Origin of the sequence: Pseudomonas sp. DSP3-2-3, assembly GCF_049898225.1 — a bacterium.
Lineage (GTDB): Bacteria > Pseudomonadota > Gammaproteobacteria > Pseudomonadales > Pseudomonadaceae > Aquipseudomonas.
In genome coordinates this window covers 156,271-171,956 of sequence record NZ_JAFCXH010000008.1, presented here as the reverse complement: position 1 = coordinate 171,956, position 15,686 = coordinate 156,271, and the positions used below count along the sequence as shown (strand labels likewise).

The 15,686-nt window shown below is 58.9% G+C and carries 14 protein-coding genes and 1 pseudogene; 12 read left to right on the top strand and 3 right to left on the bottom strand.

Going from position 1 to position 15,686, the window contains the following annotated elements:
• Nucleotides 1-87: 87 nt before the first annotated feature.
• From ACP7E4_RS12090 to hisC, 5 genes are all read left to right on the top strand, one after another.
• Nucleotides 88-327, top strand: a complete 240-nt coding sequence (locus tag ACP7E4_RS12090) for a BolA family protein (RefSeq protein ID WP_065832898.1) — start codon at nucleotides 88-90, stop codon at nucleotides 325-327.
• 22 nt (nucleotides 328-349) lie between these two features.
• Nucleotides 350-1,615, top strand: coding sequence for a UDP-N-acetylglucosamine 1-carboxyvinyltransferase (murA, locus tag ACP7E4_RS12085; RefSeq protein WP_065832899.1), 1,266 nt, complete (start codon nucleotides 350-352; stop codon nucleotides 1,613-1,615).
• A gap of 179 nt (nucleotides 1,616-1,794) precedes the next feature.
• On the top strand, nucleotides 1,795-2,430 hold the full coding sequence (gene hisG, locus ACP7E4_RS12080; RefSeq protein ID WP_426113694.1) for an ATP phosphoribosyltransferase: 636 nt from the start codon (nucleotides 1,795-1,797) through the stop codon (nucleotides 2,428-2,430).
• Nucleotides 2,431-2,555: 125 nt separating this feature from the next.
• The gene (gene hisD / locus ACP7E4_RS12075) at nucleotides 2,556-3,887 is read left to right on the top strand and encodes a histidinol dehydrogenase (RefSeq protein ID WP_426113696.1); all 1,332 of its coding nucleotides are present in this window, start codon (nucleotides 2,556-2,558) and stop codon (nucleotides 3,885-3,887) included.
• A gap of 1 nt (nucleotide 3,888) precedes the next feature.
• Nucleotides 3,889-4,941, top strand: a complete 1,053-nt coding sequence (hisC, locus tag ACP7E4_RS12070; RefSeq protein WP_426113698.1) for a histidinol-phosphate transaminase — start codon at nucleotides 3,889-3,891, stop codon at nucleotides 4,939-4,941.
• A 157-nt stretch (nucleotides 4,942-5,098) separates the two neighbouring features.
• On the opposite strand, the gene algW is transcribed toward hisC, so the two are convergent.
• Nucleotides 5,099-6,256, bottom strand: a complete 1,158-nt coding sequence (gene algW / locus ACP7E4_RS12065; RefSeq protein ID WP_426113701.1) for a Do family serine endopeptidase AlgW — start codon at nucleotides 6,254-6,256, stop codon at nucleotides 5,099-5,101.
• A gap of 170 nt (nucleotides 6,257-6,426) precedes the next feature.
• On the opposite strand from algW, the gene ACP7E4_RS12060 reads away from it, so the two are divergent.
• The 4 genes and pseudogenes from ACP7E4_RS12060 (at nucleotide 6,427) to cysN (ending at nucleotide 10,611) form a co-directional block, all read left to right on the top strand.
• Nucleotides 6,427-7,185 (top strand): Nif3-like dinuclear metal center hexameric protein, encoded by a 759-nt coding sequence (locus ACP7E4_RS12060; RefSeq protein WP_426113703.1) that lies wholly within the window; start codon nucleotides 6,427-6,429, stop codon nucleotides 7,183-7,185.
• Between the two features lie 154 nt (nucleotides 7,186-7,339).
• Nucleotides 7,340-8,257, top strand: a complete 918-nt coding sequence (gene cysD, locus ACP7E4_RS12055; RefSeq protein WP_426113706.1) for a sulfate adenylyltransferase subunit CysD — start codon at nucleotides 7,340-7,342, stop codon at nucleotides 8,255-8,257.
• A gap of 59 nt (nucleotides 8,258-8,316) precedes the next feature.
• Nucleotides 8,317-8,659, top strand: a pseudogene (locus ACP7E4_RS12050) (four helix bundle protein).
• A 53-nt stretch (nucleotides 8,660-8,712) separates the two neighbouring features.
• Nucleotides 8,713-10,611, top strand: a complete 1,899-nt coding sequence (gene cysN, locus ACP7E4_RS12045; protein WP_426113708.1) for a sulfate adenylyltransferase subunit CysN — start codon at nucleotides 8,713-8,715, stop codon at nucleotides 10,609-10,611.
• Nucleotides 10,612-10,844: 233 nt separating this feature from the next.
• Here cysN and ACP7E4_RS12040 read toward each other — a convergent pair whose 3' ends face one another.
• Complete coding sequence (locus ACP7E4_RS12040; protein WP_426113710.1) at nucleotides 10,845-11,282, bottom strand: YhcB family protein; 438 nt, start codon at nucleotides 11,280-11,282, stop codon at nucleotides 10,845-10,847.
• Nucleotides 11,283-11,427: 145 nt separating this feature from the next.
• Here ACP7E4_RS12040 and ACP7E4_RS12035 point away from each other — a divergent pair, with 145 nt between their 5' ends.
• The 3 genes from ACP7E4_RS12035 (at nucleotide 11,428) to zapE (ending at nucleotide 14,587) form a co-directional block, all read left to right on the top strand.
• Nucleotides 11,428-12,057, top strand: a complete 630-nt coding sequence (locus tag ACP7E4_RS12035) for an alpha/beta hydrolase (protein ID WP_426113712.1) — start codon at nucleotides 11,428-11,430, stop codon at nucleotides 12,055-12,057.
• 24 nt (nucleotides 12,058-12,081) lie between these two features.
• Nucleotides 12,082-13,431, top strand: a complete 1,350-nt coding sequence (locus ACP7E4_RS12030) for a tryptophan--tRNA ligase (RefSeq protein ID WP_426113714.1) — start codon at nucleotides 12,082-12,084, stop codon at nucleotides 13,429-13,431.
• A 61-nt stretch (nucleotides 13,432-13,492) separates the two neighbouring features.
• Nucleotides 13,493-14,587: a cell division protein ZapE gene (gene zapE, locus ACP7E4_RS12025; RefSeq protein ID WP_426113716.1), complete on the top strand. Its 1,095-nt coding sequence runs from the start codon at nucleotides 13,493-13,495 to the stop codon at nucleotides 14,585-14,587.
• A 92-nt stretch (nucleotides 14,588-14,679) separates the two neighbouring features.
• Here the strand turns inward: zapE and ACP7E4_RS12020 are convergent, their stop codons facing one another.
• Nucleotides 14,680-15,600 (bottom strand): GlxA family transcriptional regulator, encoded by a 921-nt coding sequence (locus tag ACP7E4_RS12020; protein WP_426113945.1) that lies wholly within the window; start codon nucleotides 15,598-15,600, stop codon nucleotides 14,680-14,682.
• Between the last annotated feature and the right edge of the window lie 86 nt (nucleotides 15,601-15,686).

Below are 15,686 nucleotides of genomic sequence, written 5' to 3'. Positions count from 1 at the left end.
CGGGTCCCGCGTTGCGGGGTTCGCATTGAGTGGGCTTTTTTGTATGATGGCCGACCCGCGCGCGTAGGTCGCCAATCGAGGTTAAGCATGCACGCCGTAGAAGTTAAGAGCTTCCTTGAAGGGAAGTTGCCTGAGATCCAGGTCGAAGTTGAAGGCGAAGGCTGCAACTTCCAGCTCAACGTGATCAGTGACGAGATGGCTACGCTTAGCCCCGTCAAGCGTCAGCAGCAGATCTATGCTCATCTGAACCCGTGGATCGCCGATGGCAGCATCCATGCGGTCACTATGAAATTTTTCAGCCGCGCTGCATGGGCCGAGCGCACCTGAGCCAATTGGCGTCGAGATTCTTATGGATAAACTGATTATTACTGGCGGCGTTCGTCTCAATGGCGAAATCCGCATCTCCGGGGCGAAGAACTCTGCCCTGCCGATTCTTGCCGCTACGTTGCTGGCCGACGGACCGGTCACCGTGCAGAACCTGCCACACCTGCACGACATCACCACCATGATCGAGCTGTTTGGTCGCATGGGCATCGAGCCTGTAATCGACGAAAAGCTCAGCGTTGAAATTGACGCCCGCACCATCAAGACCCTGATCGCCCCGTACGAACTGGTGAAAACCATGCGTGCCTCGATTCTGGTGCTGGGTCCGATGGTTGCCCGTTTCGGTGAAGCCGAAGTTGCGTTGCCTGGCGGTTGCGCCATCGGTTCGCGTCCGGTCGACCTGCACATCCGTGGTCTTGAGGCCATGGGCGCGATCATTGACGTGGAAGGCGGCTACATCAAGGCCAAGGCGCCTGAAGGCGGCCTGCGCGGCGCCCATTTCTTCTTCGATACCGTCAGTGTGACCGGTACCGAGAACATCATGATGGCCGCGAGCCTGGCCAACGGTCGCAGCGTTCTGCAGAACGCCGCCCGCGAACCTGAAGTAGTCGACCTCGCCAACTTCCTGATTGCCATGGGTGCCAAGATTCACGGTGCCGGCACTGACACCATTACCATCGATGGCGTGAAGCGTCTGGGTTCGGCGACTTACAAGGTCATGCCGGATCGCATCGAAACCGGTACTTACCTGGTTGCCGCCGCCGCTACTGGCGGTCGCGTCAAGCTCAAGGACACCGATCCAACGATCCTCGAAGCGGTGTTGCTCAAGCTTCAGGAAGCGGGTGCCGAAGTCACCACCGGCGTTGACTGGATCGAACTGAACATGCACGGCAAGCGGCCAAAAGCCGTCAACATCCGGACCGCACCGTATCCTGCGTTCCCGACTGACATGCAGGCGCAGTTCATTTCGCTCAATGCCATCGCTGAAGGCACTGGCGCCGTGATCGAAACCATCTTCGAAAACCGCTTCATGCACGTGTACGAAATGCATCGCATGGGCGCGCAGATCCAGGTTGAGGGTAATACCGCAATCGTGACCGGCACCGAGATTCTCAAAGGCGCGCCAGTGATGGCGACCGACCTTCGTGCATCGGCCAGTCTGGTGATCTCGGCGCTGGTTGCCCAGGGCGACACCCTGATCGACCGCATCTACCACATAGATCGTGGTTACGAGTGCATCGAAGAGAAGCTGCAAATGCTGGGCGCGAAGATCCGTCGCGTTCCGGGCTAGTAGACTTCAAGTATCCCGACAGCCCGGCCGAATCAGTTCGGTCAGGCTGTAGGATATGTACTTCGACACTTGTGTGATTTCTGAATCGTTCCACCTCATGCCTGGTGTTCTTCGCGTGAGGGTTGTTCGGCGCCGTTTGCGTCCGGGCAAAAGTTTCCTGATAAGGACTGACGTTTCCCATGTTGACCATCGCACTGTCCAAGGGCCGTATTCTTGACGACACATTGCCGCTTCTCGCTGAAGCGGGCATCGTGCCGACCGAGAATCCGGACAAGAGCCGCAAGCTGATCATCCCGACGACCCAGGCCGATGTGCGCCTGTTGATCGTGCGTGCCACCGATGTGCCGACTTACGTCGAGCATGGCGCTGCCGACCTGGGTGTTGCTGGTAAAGATGTGTTGATGGAATACAGCGGCCAGGGCCTGTATGAGCCGCTGGATCTGCAGATTGCCAAGTGCCGGCTGATGACCGCCGGTGCCATTGGCGCCGTGGAGCCCAAAGGGCGCCTGCGCGTAGCCACCAAATTCGTCAATGTTGCCAAGCGTTATTACGCCGAGCAGGGCCGTCAGGTTGACATCATCAAGCTCTACGGCTCGATGGAACTGGCACCGCTGATTGGCTTGGCCGACAAGATCATCGACGTGGTCGACACCGGCAATACGCTGCGCGCCAATGGCCTGGAGCCTCAGGAATTGATCGCCACGATCAGTTCGCGTCTGGTAGTCAACAAGGCTTCCATGAAAATGCAGCACGCCCGCATTCAGGCGCTCATCGACACCCTGCGCAATGCAGTGGAGTCACGACACCGCGGCTGACTTACCCGCGCGACCTTGAGTCGCGCCCGTCTATCCGCCTCATAGCCAGAATTCTCAGGTGCCCAAGCGGATCGACTGCTAGTTTAGGGCGCCTGAGTTTTTGCCATTCCTATGAGGCTCTCGCTATGACCGCACCGACTGCAATTCGCCGACTCAATGCTGCTGACCCTGATTTCGCACATCATCTGGATCATCTGCTGAGCTGGGAAAGTGTGTCTGATGATTCGGTCAACGAGCGCGTACTGGAGATCATCAAAGCCGTGCGTGAACGTGGCGATGCGGCATTGGTCGAGTACACGCAGCGCTTTGACGGATTGCAGGTCGCTTCGATGGCGGATCTGATCCTGCCTCGCGAGCGTCTGGAGCTGGCCCTGACACGCATCACCCCGGCCCAGCGCGAAGCACTGGAAAAGGCAGCGGATCGGGTGCGCATGTACCACGAAAAGCAGAAACAGGATTCTTGGACCTACACCGAGGCTGATGGCACGGTGCTGGGCCAGAAAGTCACGCCGCTGGATCGTGCCGGGCTGTACGTGCCGGGCGGCAAGGCGTCTTACCCTTCATCGGTGCTCATGAACGCCATTCCCGCGAAAGTGGCGGGCGTCACCGAAGTAGTCATGGTTGTGCCGACTCCGCGTGGCGAAATCAACGAATTGGTCCTGGCCGCTGCCTGTATTGCTGGCGTCGACCGGGTATTCACCATCGGCGGCGCACAAGCGGTTGCTGCATTGGCCTATGGCACTGAAAGCGTGCCCAAGGTCGATAAAGTCGTCGGCCCCGGCAACATTTATGTGGCAACGGCCAAGCGCCACGTGTTCGGTCAGGTCGGTATCGACATGATCGCCGGGCCTTCGGAAATTCTCGTGGTCTGCGATGGCCAGACCGATCCGGACTGGATCGCCATGGACCTGTTTTCCCAGGCTGAGCACGATGAAGACGCCCAGGCGATTCTGGTCAGCCCGGATGCCGAATTCCTCGATAAAGTCGCGGCGAGCATCGCCAGATTGCTGCCGACCATGGAGCGTGCCGAAATCATCGACAAGTCGATCAATGGCCGTGGTGCGTTGATCAAGGTGGTGGATATGCAGCAGGCGATTGAAGTCGCCAACCGTATCGCGCCGGAACACCTGGAGTTGTCGGTAGCCGATCCGGAAACCTGGTTGCCGCTGATCCGTCACGCGGGCGCGATCTTCATGGGTCGCCACACTTCCGAAGCTCTCGGTGATTATTGCGCGGGGCCGAACCACGTCCTGCCAACCTCGGGCACCGCGCGCTTTTCATCGCCGCTCGGTGTATACGATTTCCAGAAGCGCTCCTCGATCATCTATTGCTCGGAGCAGGGCGCGTCTGAACTGGGCAAAACGGCTTCAGTGCTGGCCCGAGGCGAGTCTCTGACCGCTCACGCGCGCAGCGCCGAGTATCGAATCATTGACAGTACTGAAGGGCAGGGGAACTGAAATGAGTAAATTCTGGAGTGCGTTCGTCAATGATCTGGTGCCTTATGTGCCGGGCGAACAGCCGAAGCTGACCAAGCTGGTCAAACTCAACACCAATGAAAATCCGTACGGCCCGTCGCCCAAGGCCCTGTCGGCGATGCGTGCCGAACTGACCGATGACTTGCGCCTGTATCCGGACCCCAACAGCGATCTGCTCAAGCAGGCCGTGGCCAGTTATTACAGCGTGCCGGCCAGCCACGTTTTTCTGGGTAATGGTTCCGACGAGGTTCTGGCGCACATCTTCAACGCGTTTTTCCGTCACGATAAACCGCTGCTGTTTCCGGACATCAGCTACAGCTTCTATCCCGTGTATTGCGGGCTGTATGGCATCGATTTCGACGCCGTGCCGCTGGACGACCAGTTCCAGATTCGCGTCGAGGATTACGCCAAGCCTAACGGCGGCATCATTTTCCCCAATCCGAATGCGCCAACGGGCTGCCTGCTGGCCCTTGAGGCTGTGGAGAAATTGCTCAAGTCGAGCCCGGATTCAGTGGTCGTAGTGGACGAAGCGTATATCGACTTTGGCGGCGAAACCGCGATCAGTCTGGTACAGCGTTATCCGAACCTGCTGGTAACGCAAACCCTGTCCAAGTCACGCTCGCTGGCGGGCTTGCGGGTTGGTCTGGCGGTTGGCCATCCAGATCTCATCGAGGCGCTGGAGCGGGTCAAGAACAGCTTCAACTCCTATCCGCTGGATCGTCTGGCGATTGTCGGCGCGACGGCGGCGTTCGAGGATCGCGAACACTTCGACGCCACCCGCAATGCAGTGATCGCCAGTCGTGATGCGCTGAGTGTGGGGTTGCAAGGTAAAGGGTTCGAGGTATTGCCGTCGGCGGCGAACTTCATCTTCGCCCGTCACCCCGAGCACGACGCGGCAGGGCTGGCGGCGCAGCTGCGTGAACAAGGCGTGATCGTGCGGCACTTCAAGCAGGAACGCATCGCGCAATTCCTGCGCATCAGCATTGGCACGCCAGAACAGAATCAGGCGCTGCTGGATGGGTTGGCGGGGTTGTAACCGAAAAGTGCTGCGCAGTTTCGCTTTGTGGGACCGGCTTTAGCCGGGAAGAGGCCGATGCATTCGCTGCATCGGTGTCGTTATAACTGACGCCTTCCCGGCTAAAGCCGGTCCCACAGATTTTGCATATTCATGTGATAAACGATTGTCCGCAGAATTACTCCTGCTCAACCGGCGTCACCGCCGGTGGCGGGCGCATGCCGACTTCGGCGCTGAGCTTCATTTCCTTGCCGTTACGCATGACCTGGATGTCGATCTTGTCGCTGGGCTTGGTGCGGGCCACCTGATTCATCGAGCGTCGTCCGTCGCCGGCGGGCTCGCCATTGATGCTCAGGATTACATCACCCAGTTGCAAACCGGCTTTCTGCGCTGGTCCGTCGCGGAAAATACCCGCGACCACGATGCCTGGACGATCCTTTAAACCGAACGACTCTGCCAGTTCCTGGGTCAAGGGTTGCACTTCAATGCCCAGCCAGCCGCGAATGACCTGACCGTGCTCGATGATCGACTTCATCACGTCCATCGCCAGCTTGGTCGGAATGGCGAAGCCAATGCCCTGTGAACCGCCGGACTTGGAAAAGATCGCGGTATTGATGCCGGTGAGGTTGCCATTGGCGTCGACCAGTGCGCCGCCGGAGTTGCCCGGATTGATGGCGGCATCGGTCTGGATGAAGTCTTCGTAAGTGTTCAGGCCAAGCTGATTGCGGCCCGTGGCGCTGATAATGCCCATGGTCACGGTCTGGCCGACGCCGAACGGGTTGCCGATAGCCAGCGCGACATCGCCGATGCGGATGCTGTCCGAGCGGCCAATGGTGATTGCCGGCACGTTCTTCAGATCAATCTTGAGCACTGCAAGGTCGGTCTCGGGGTCGCTGCCGATCACCCGGGCGATGGTTTCCCGACCGTCCTTGAGCGCCACGACGATCTGGTCCGCGCCGGTCGTCACGTGGTTGTTGGTCAGAATGTAGCCTTCCGGACTCATCATCACGCCCGAGCCAAGGCTGGATTCCATGCGTTTCTGCTTGGGCAGGTTGTCGCCGAAAAAGCGCCGGAATTGCGGGTCTTCGAAGAGCGGATGACTGGTCTTGTTAACCATCTTGGTCGTGTAGAGATTGACGACCGCCGGCGCAGCGATGCTGACGGCGTCGGCATAGGACACCGGTCCTTGCTGGACTTTGGTGGTCTGTGGGGCCTGTTGCAGATTCACATCGAGGCTGGGCAAGCCGACCAATTGCGGGTAGCGCTGAATAATCAGTAGAGCGATGAGCACACCGGCCAGCAACGGCCAGCCGAAAAACCGCAGTGCTTTGAACATTGAGCAGTCCTGAAAGTTGTTCGACGCTGCGGCTGGTCGCCCATCTGCGCCATAATGGGCGGCATTATACGAGCAGTTGCTGTCCTGTCTCGGAAATAAGCTGTACGAAAGTGTACGTTTTCCCGAGTCAGGACACTATCCGCTCTGAACCGAATATTCAGGAGTCTTTCATGGCTGTTGCGCTGAGCACCCTAGTAGAAGAAGCCGATCGCTATCTGAACAGCGCCCGCATCCAGGACTACTGCCCCAATGGCCTGCAAGTCGAGGGCCGCCCGCAAGTCATGCGTATCGTCAGCGGCGTCACCGCCAGTCAGGCGTTGCTGGATGCAGCGGTAGAAGCCCAGGCCGATCTGATCCTGGTCCACCACGGTTATTTCTGGAAGGGCGAAAACCCCTGCGTGACCGGCATGAAGCAGCGCCGCCTGAAAACCTTGCTCAAGCACGACATAAGTCTGCTGGCGTATCACTTGCCCCTGGATCTGCATCCGGACGTCGGCAATAACGTGCAGTTGGCGCGGCAGTTGGACATCACTGTCGAAGGGCCACTCGATCCGGAAAACGCGAAGGTTATCGGTTTGGTCGGTTCCCTGGCCGAGCCGATGATGCCTCGGGATTTTGCCCGGCGTGTCCAGGAAGCTTTGGGCCGCGAGCCTTTGCTGATCGAAGGCAGCGAGATGATCCGGCGCGTCGGCTGGTGCACCGGCGGCGGGCAGGGTTATATCGATCAGGCGGTGCTGGCCGGGGTCGATCTGTTCCTCAGCGGCGAAGCCTCGGAGCAGACCTTTCACAGCGCCCAGGAGAACAACATCAGCTTTATCGCCGCCGGGCATCACGCGACCGAGCGCTACGGGGTTCAGGCGTTGGGCGATTATCTGGCCCGGCGCTTTGCGCTGGAGCATCTGTTCATCGACTGTCCCAATCCGATCTGATCACCCAAACGAGGCGGTATATCCATAGATCGTTTCGATCTATCCCGGCTCCTGAATAGAAGCAGGCGCTGTGCTAGAGTGCCGCCTCGAACACGGCCCGCTGGCCGTCCCGGGTCTTTGCCCGGTCAATAACGAACGCAATCCGTGAGTAACCATGGTCGATAAACTGACGCATCTGAAACAGCTGGAGGCGGAAAGCATCCACATCATCCGCGAGGTCGCCGCCGAGTTTGATAACCCGGTGATGCTGTACTCCGTCGGTAAAGACTCTGCCGTCATGCTCCACCTGGCGCGCAAGGCGTTTTTCCCGGGCAAGTTGCCGTTTCCGGTAATGCACGTGGATACCCGCTGGAAATTCCAGGAAATGTATCGTTTCCGCGACCGCATGGTCGAGGAACTGGGCCTGGACCTGATCGTTCACGTCAATCCCGATGGCGTCGCGCAGGGTATCAACCCGCTGACCCACGGCAGCTCCAAGCACACTGACATCATGAAGACCGAAGGTCTCAAGCAGGCCCTGGACAAATACGGCTTCGATGCCGCGTTTGGTGGCGCGCGTCGTGATGAAGAAAAATCCCGAGCCAAAGAGCGCGTGTACTCGTTCCGCGACAGCAAGCATCGCTGGGACCCGAAAAACCAGCGTCCCGAGCTGTGGAATGTGTACAACGGCAACGTCAACAAAGGCGAGTCGATCCGCGTATTCCCGCTGTCCAACTGGACCGAGCTGGATATCTGGCAGTACATCTACCTCGAAGGCATCCCGATTGTGCCGCTGTATTTCGCCGCCGAGCGCGACGTTATCGAGATGAACGGCACCTGGATCATGATCGACGACGAGCGCCTGCTCAATCACCTCAGCGATGAGGACAAGGCACGCATCGTCAAGAAGAAAGTCCGGTTCCGCACACTTGGCGACTACCCGTTGACGGGCGCAGTCGAGTCCGAGGCCACCAGCCTCACCGACATCATTCAGGAAATGCTCCTGACGCGAACTTCCGAACGCCAGGGCCGGGTCATCGATCACGATGGCGCAGGCTCGATGGAAGAAAAGAAACGTCAGGGTTATTTCTAGAAAGCAGCTGAAAGCTTTAAGCGGCAAGCTGCAAGTGAATCAAAAAGCAGGCGATCGAAATGGATTTCGAGAAACTCTTGGTTTGGCAAAGGGCCAAGGCTTTGGCGGTCGATCTGTACAAGGAGATGGCTTCCTGTCCCGATCTGGCTTTCCGGAGTCAAATTACGCGCTCTGGGCTGTCGGTACCGAGCAATATTGCGGAAGGCATGGAGCGTTTCACTGCCAAGGAAAAACGTCGCTTTTTGTGGATTGCGAAGGCGTCCTGCGGCGAGCTGAGAACTCAGCTTATGATCGGCAGTGAAATTGGATATATCGCTGAGCCACTTGCAGCAGCCTGGATTATCGAGACCCGCGAGCATTTCAAAAATGCTGTGCGGGCTGATCAACAAAATTTCTGACTAGCTGTACGCTGACAAGCTTGCCGCTTGAAGCTTACAGCTCGGAGCTCGAATGCAATGAGTCATCAATCTGATTTGATCAGCGAGGACGTCCTCGCCTATCTGGGCCAGCACGAACGCAAGGAAATGCTGCGCTTTCTTACCTGTGGCAACGTCGATGACGGCAAGAGCACGCTGATCGGCCGCTTGCTACACGACTCCAAGATGATCTACGAAGATCACCTGGAAGCCATCACCCGCGATTCGAAGAAATCCGGCACCACCGGCGATGACGTGGATCTGGCGCTGCTGGTCGACGGCCTGCAGGCCGAGCGCGAGCAGGGCATCACCATCGATGTGGCTTACCGCTATTTCTCTACCGCCAAGCGCAAGTTCATCATTGCCGATACCCCGGGCCATGAGCAGTACACCCGCAACATGGCCACCGGCGCTTCAACGTGCGACCTGGCAATCATTCTGGTGGACGCCCGTTACGGCGTGCAGACCCAGACGCGGCGGCACAGCTTCATTGCCTCGCTGCTGGGCATCAAGCACATCGTCGTGGCGATCAACAAGATGGACCTCAACGGCTTCGACGAAAGCGTTTTCGAGTCGATCAAGGCTGATTACCTGAAGTTCGCCGACGGCATTGCCTTCAAACCGACGACCATGGCCTTCGTGCCGATGTCGGCGCTCAAGGGCGATAACGTGGTGAACAAGAGCGAGCGTTCGCCCTGGTACACCGGCCAGTCGCTGATGGAAATCCTCGAAACCGTCGAGATCGCCAACGACCGCAATTACACCGACCTGCGTTTCCCGGTGCAGTACGTCAATCGTCCGAACCTGAACTTCCGTGGTTTTGCCGGCACTCTGGCCAGTGGCATCGTGCATAAGGGCGATGAAGTCGTCGTGCTGCCGTCGGGCAAGAGCAGCCGCGTGAAATCCATCGTCACTTTTGAAGGCGAGCTGGAGCACGCAGGTCCTGGTCAGGCGGTAACCCTGACCATGGAAGACGAGATCGACATTTCCCGTGGCGACCTGTTGGTGCATGCCGACAACGTGCCGCAGGTTTCCGACGCGTTCGACGCCATGTTGGTGTGGATGGCCGAAGAACCGATGCTGCCGGGCAAGAAATACGACATCAAGCGCGCGACCAGTTACGTGCCGGGTTCGATCACCAGCATCGTGCATCGCGTGGATGTGAACACCTTGGCAGAAGGTGCAGCCAGTTCGTTGCAGCTGAACGAGATTGGTCGCGTCAAGGTCAGCCTTGATTCGCCTATCGCGCTGGACGGTTACGACAGCAACCGCACCACCGGTTCGTTCATTGTCATTGATCGCTTGACCAATGGCACCGTCGCGGCGGGCATGATCATCGCCAAAGCGGTGGGCAGCAGCAGCGCCAATCATCATGGCAAGCTCGCCCATGTAGCGACCGAAGAGCGTGCCCAGCGCTTCGGCCAGCAACCGGCCACCGTGTTGTTCAGCGGCCTGTCGGGCGCTGGCAAAAGCACCCTGGCCTATGCGGTCGAGCGCAAGCTGTTCGACATGGGGCGCGCGGTGTATGTACTTGACGGCCAGAACCTGCGTCACGACCTGAACAAGGGGCTGCCGCAGGATCGTGCCGGGCGTACCGAGAACTGGCGTCGTGCCGCTCACGTGGCGCGTCAGTTCAACGAGGCGGGCCTGCTGACGCTGGCGGCGTTCGTCGCGCCGGATGCCGAAGGTCGCGAGCAAGCCAGGTCGCTGATCGGTGCTGATCGTCTGCTGACCGTTTACGTCCAGGCTTCGCCAGCCGTCTGCCGCGAACGTGACCCACAAGGGCTGTATGCCGCCGATGGCGACAACATTCCAGGCGAGTCCTTCCCGTACGACGTGCCGCTCAACGCCGATCTGGTCCTCGACACGCAGGCGCTGAACCTTGAAGACAGCGTCAAGCAAGTGCTGGAGCTGCTGCGCAGTCGCGGCGCGATCTAAGCCTCTTGGCCGCAACAACAAAACCCGCCAGTGATGGCGGGTTTTTTTGTTGATTGCCTTAATTAACCCCGTGGGAGCGAGCTTGCTCGCGAAGCTTCTTCAGATTCGAAACGTGTGGCAGATGGACCGGCCTCTTCGCGAGCAAGCTCGCTCCCACACCACACCACACCACACACAAAAAACCCCGCCATTCATTCCAATGGCGGGGTTTTTTGTGGGCGGCGTGTCGCGAATTACTTTTTCAAGCCGTAGTGCTCATCCAGCATGCCTGGGGAGTTCGGCATTTTCGGAGCGTAGTCCTTCGGCGGCTCTGCTGCGGTACGTGGCGGCGTCAGACGATCACGCTGGATCGTATTGGCTTCCGGGTGCAGGGCAGCGAGCAGGCGCTGACGGGTCTGTTCATCGAGGGCCAGACGATTGGCGCCCTCGGCGAGGTGTTCCTGAACTTCCTGATAGCTCTGGGACAGCTTTTGCACCAGATTAGCCGTACTGTTGAAGTGAGTGACCACCTCGTTCTGATAATTGTCGAAACGCTCCTGAACGTCGTCCAGCTGGCGCTGGGTTCCATTGGGGGCGGTATTGGGCAGCAGACGTGCGACCAGGAAACCGATAGCCACACCGGCGACCAGCGCAAGAGTCGGCAACAACCAAACTAAGAGCGAGTGTTCCACGAGTCCTTCCTCTATAAACGGCTTTGCTTTACGTTAACGGCTCGAACCTGCTCTGTATACCGCGACACGCTCACGGATACGTAACCGGCAGACAATCAGCTAGACGAGTCGACCCAATTCGAGGTCACGGAGTTCATTTTTGCTCATGCGCGAAACCCCTGTTTTGATTGATGGCCCCGTGGGCCAGCTCGAAGCCCTTTACCTGGATCTGGCGGATGCCAAAGGCCTGGCGCTGATTTGCCATCCTAACCCGATACAGGGCGGCACCATGCTCAATAAAGTCGTCTCGACCCTGCAGCGCACGGCTCGCGACGCGGGTTTGAGTACCCTGCGCTTCAATTATCGCGGCGTCGGTGCCAGTGCCGGTACGTCCGAGGCCAATGCGGGCGAAGTCGAAGATGCCGTTGCCGTGGCCCGCTGGTTGCGCGAGCAACAGCCTGACCTGCCAATCACTTTGTTCGGGTTTTCCTTCGGCGGCTACGTCGCGGCAACTCTGGGAGGGCGTCTTGAGGTCGGTGGCGAACAGCTGAAACATCTGTTCATGATCGCGCCTGCGGTGATGCGTCTTGGCGAACGGGATCAACTCCCGCAGAACTGCCCGCTGACCCTGATCCAGCCGGAAACCGACGAAGTCATCGATCCGCAAGTGGTGTATGACTGGTCCGCAGCGCTGACGCGTCCACATGAGCTGCTGAAAGTGGCAGAATGCGGACACTTTTTTCACGGCAAGCTGACCGATCTCAAGGATCTGGTCATGCCGCGCCTTTCGAATTGATGACAGCCCGATAAGCGACCCGCCATGACCACTCGTATCCTGACCGGTATCACCACCACCGGCACACCTCACCTGGGCAACTACGCGGGCGCGATTCGCCCGGCCATCGTTGCCAGCCGCGAGAGCGGCGCCGATTCTTTCTACTTTCTGGCCGATTACCACGCCCTGATCAAATGCGATGACCCGCTGCGCATCCAGCGCTCGCGTCTGGAAATCGCCGCGACCTGGCTGGCTGCCGGCCTTGACGTGGATCGTGTGACCTTTTATCGCCAGTCCGATATCCCGGAAATCCCCGAGCTGACCTGGCTGCTGACCTGCGTCGCGGCCAAGGGCCTGCTCAACCGCGCTCACGCTTACAAGGCGTCGGTGGACAAGAACGTCGAGACCGGCGAAGACCCGGACGCCGGCATCACCATGGGCTTGTACAGCTACCCGGTGCTGATGGCAGCGGACATTCTGATGTTCAACGCCCACAAGGTGCCGGTCGGCCGCGACCAGATCCAGCACGTGGAAATGGCCCGTGACATCGGCCAGCGCTTCAATCACCTGTTCGGCCAGGGCAAGGAGTTCTTCGTCATGCCTGAAGCCCTGATCGAGGAAAGCGTTGCCACGCTACCGGGTCTGGACGGGCGCAAAATGTCGAAAAGCTACGACAACACGATTCCGTTGTTCAGCAGCGCCAAAGAGATGAAAGAAGCGATTTCGCGCATCGTCACCGACTCCCGCGCGCCGGGCGAAGCCAAGGACCCGGACAACTCGCACCTGTTCACCCTCTATCAGGCGTTCGCAACGCCTGAGCAGAACGCTGAGTTCCGTTCCGAGTTGTTGCAGGGGCTGGGCTGGGGCGAGGCGAAGAATCGCTTGTTCACCCTGCTGGACAGTCAGCTGGGCGAAGCGCGCGAAAACTACCATCGCCTGATTGAACGTCCGGCCGATCTGGAAGACATTCTGCTCGCCGGTGCTGCGAAAGCCCGCAGCGTCGCGACGCCGTTCCTCGGCGAACTGCGCGAAGCCGTCGGCCTGCGCTCGTTCCGCAGCAACGTCCAGGTAGCGACCGCCGGGAAGAAAAAAGCCGCCAAGGGCGCACGCTTCGTCAGCTTCCGTGAAGACGACGGCAGCTTCCGCTTCCGCCTGCTCGCTGCCGATGGCGAACAGCTGTTGTTGTCGCGCAACTTTGCCGACGGCAAGGCTGCAGGTGCTGCCAGCAAACAGTTGCAGCAGGGCGGCGCACTCGATATTCGCGCTGAAGGCGATAGCTTCACGCTGTGGCTTGATGGCCAATGTGTGGCCGATAGCCCGGCATTTGCCGACGCCACGGGCCGGGATGCAGCCATCGAAAGCCTGAAAACGGCTCTGGCGCCGCAACAGGACTGATTGCCATTCTGCCGGGCCGTCGCTACAGTGACGGCCCGTTTTTGTTGCCTTGCTAACGAATATGACCCCCCTAGAACGATATCAAGCAGATCTGAAGCGCCCCGACTTTTTCCATGACGCCGCGCAGGAAACTGCCGTGCGCCACTTGCAGCGTTTGTACGACGACCTGGTCGCCGCGCACACCAGCAAGCCGGGCATGTTCGGCAAGCTGTTCGGCAAGAAAGAACAGGCACCGGTCAAGGGTTTGTACTTCTGGGGCGGCGTCGGGCGGGGCAAGACCTATCTGGTCGACACCTTCTTCGAAGCCTTGCCGTTCGAGGACAAGGTCCGCACGCACTTCCACCGCTTCATGAAGCGCGTGCACGAAGAGATGCGCACCCTCAAGGGCGAACGGAATCCGCTGACGATCATCGCCAAGCGGTTTTCCGACGAAGCGCGAGTCATCTGTTTCGATGAGTTTTTCGTCTCGGATATCACCGATGCCATGATTCTTGGCACGCTGATGGAAGAGCTGTTCAAGAATGGCGTCACCCTGGTCGCCACCTCGAACATCGTGCCGGACGGTCTTTATAAAGACGGCCTGCAACGTGCGCGTTTCCTGCCGGCGATTGCCCTTATCAAGCAGAACACCGAAATCGTCAACGTCGACAGCGGCGTGGATTATCGGTTGCGGCATCTTGAGCAAGCCGAGCTGTTCCACTTCCCGCTTGATCCAGCCGCTGAAGAAAGTCTGCGCAAAAGCTTCCGCGCCCTGACGCCGGAATGCACCAAAGCCATCGAAAATGATGTGCTGATGATCGAGAACCGCGAAATCCGCGCCGTTCGTACCTGTGACGACGTGGCCTGGTTTGATTTCCGCGAGCTGTGCGACGGGCCGCGCAGCCAGAACGATTACATCGAACTCGGCAAGATTTTCCACGCCGTGCTGATCAGCGGTGTCGAGCAGATGAACGTCACCACCGACGACATCGCTCGCCGCTTCATCAACATGGTCGACGAGTTCTACGACCGCAACGTCAAGCTGATCATCTCGGCTGAAGTGGAACTCAAGGACCTGTACACCGGCGGACGCCTGAACTTCGAGTTCCAGCGGACCCTGAGTCGCCTGCTGGAAATGCAATCCCACGAATTCCTGTCGCGGGCGCATAAGCCCTGACGGGAGTTGCAAGCTTCAAGCTATAAGCTGCAAGAGAGGTGCGCGCATATCTTCTTGCCGCTTGAGGCTTGAGGCTTGTAGCCAGGCAGCTTTCAGGCTGCCTGCTGAAACTGCTGCCGATACTGATTCGGTGACAATTCAGTGTGTTGGCGAAACAGTCGCGCAAAGAAGCTCGCATCGTCGTAGCCCACCTCATAACTGATGGTCTTGATGCTCTTGCGAGTCCCGGAGAGCAGGCCCTTGGCGGTTTCGATGCGCAGGCGCTGCAGGTAATGCAGCGGCTTGTCGCCAGTAGCGCTCTGGAAACGGCGCATGAAGTTGCGAATGCTCATGCCGTGTTCCCGGGCGACATCCTCAAAGCGAAACTTGTCGGCGAAGTGCTCTTCCAGCCAATGCTGAATCTGCAGGATCATCACGTCCTGATGTAGTTTCTGACCGCCAAATCCCATGCGTCCCGGCGAATAGTTGCGCTGCACTTCATACAGAATGTCCCGGGCCACCGCCTGGGCGACGTTGGCGCCGCAGAAGCGCTCGATCAGGTAAATATAAAGATCACACGCCGATGTCGTCCCGCCTGCGCAATACAGGTTGTCGGCGTCTGTCAGGTGTTTCTCCTGATTGAGCAAGACATTGGGAAAGCGCTGACTGAATTGTTCGAAGAAGCGCCAGTAAGTGGTCGCCTCCTTGCCATCCAGTAAACCCGACTCGGCCAGCCAGAACACGCCACTGGCTTCGCCACACAAGACCGCGCCATTGGCGTGTTGCTCACGCAACCAGGGAAGGATTTGCGGATAACGCTCACGCAACGCATCAAAATCATCCCAGAACGCCGGGATCACGATCACATCGCTTTGGGCAAGATCGCCGTCTACCGGAAGGATGACGTCGCTGAAGCTGCGCACGGACTTGCCATCCGGGCTGACCAGGCGGGTTTCGAACGCGGGGGTCCGGCCCAGACCCAGCTGTTTGCTGTAGCGCAGGCTGGCGAGATGGAAAAAATCCTTGGCCTGCATCAGGGTCGAGGCGAACACCCCGTCAATGGCCAGGATGCTGACGCGTCGCAGCGGCGCGGAAGATTGGGTCGACATATTCTGTTGTT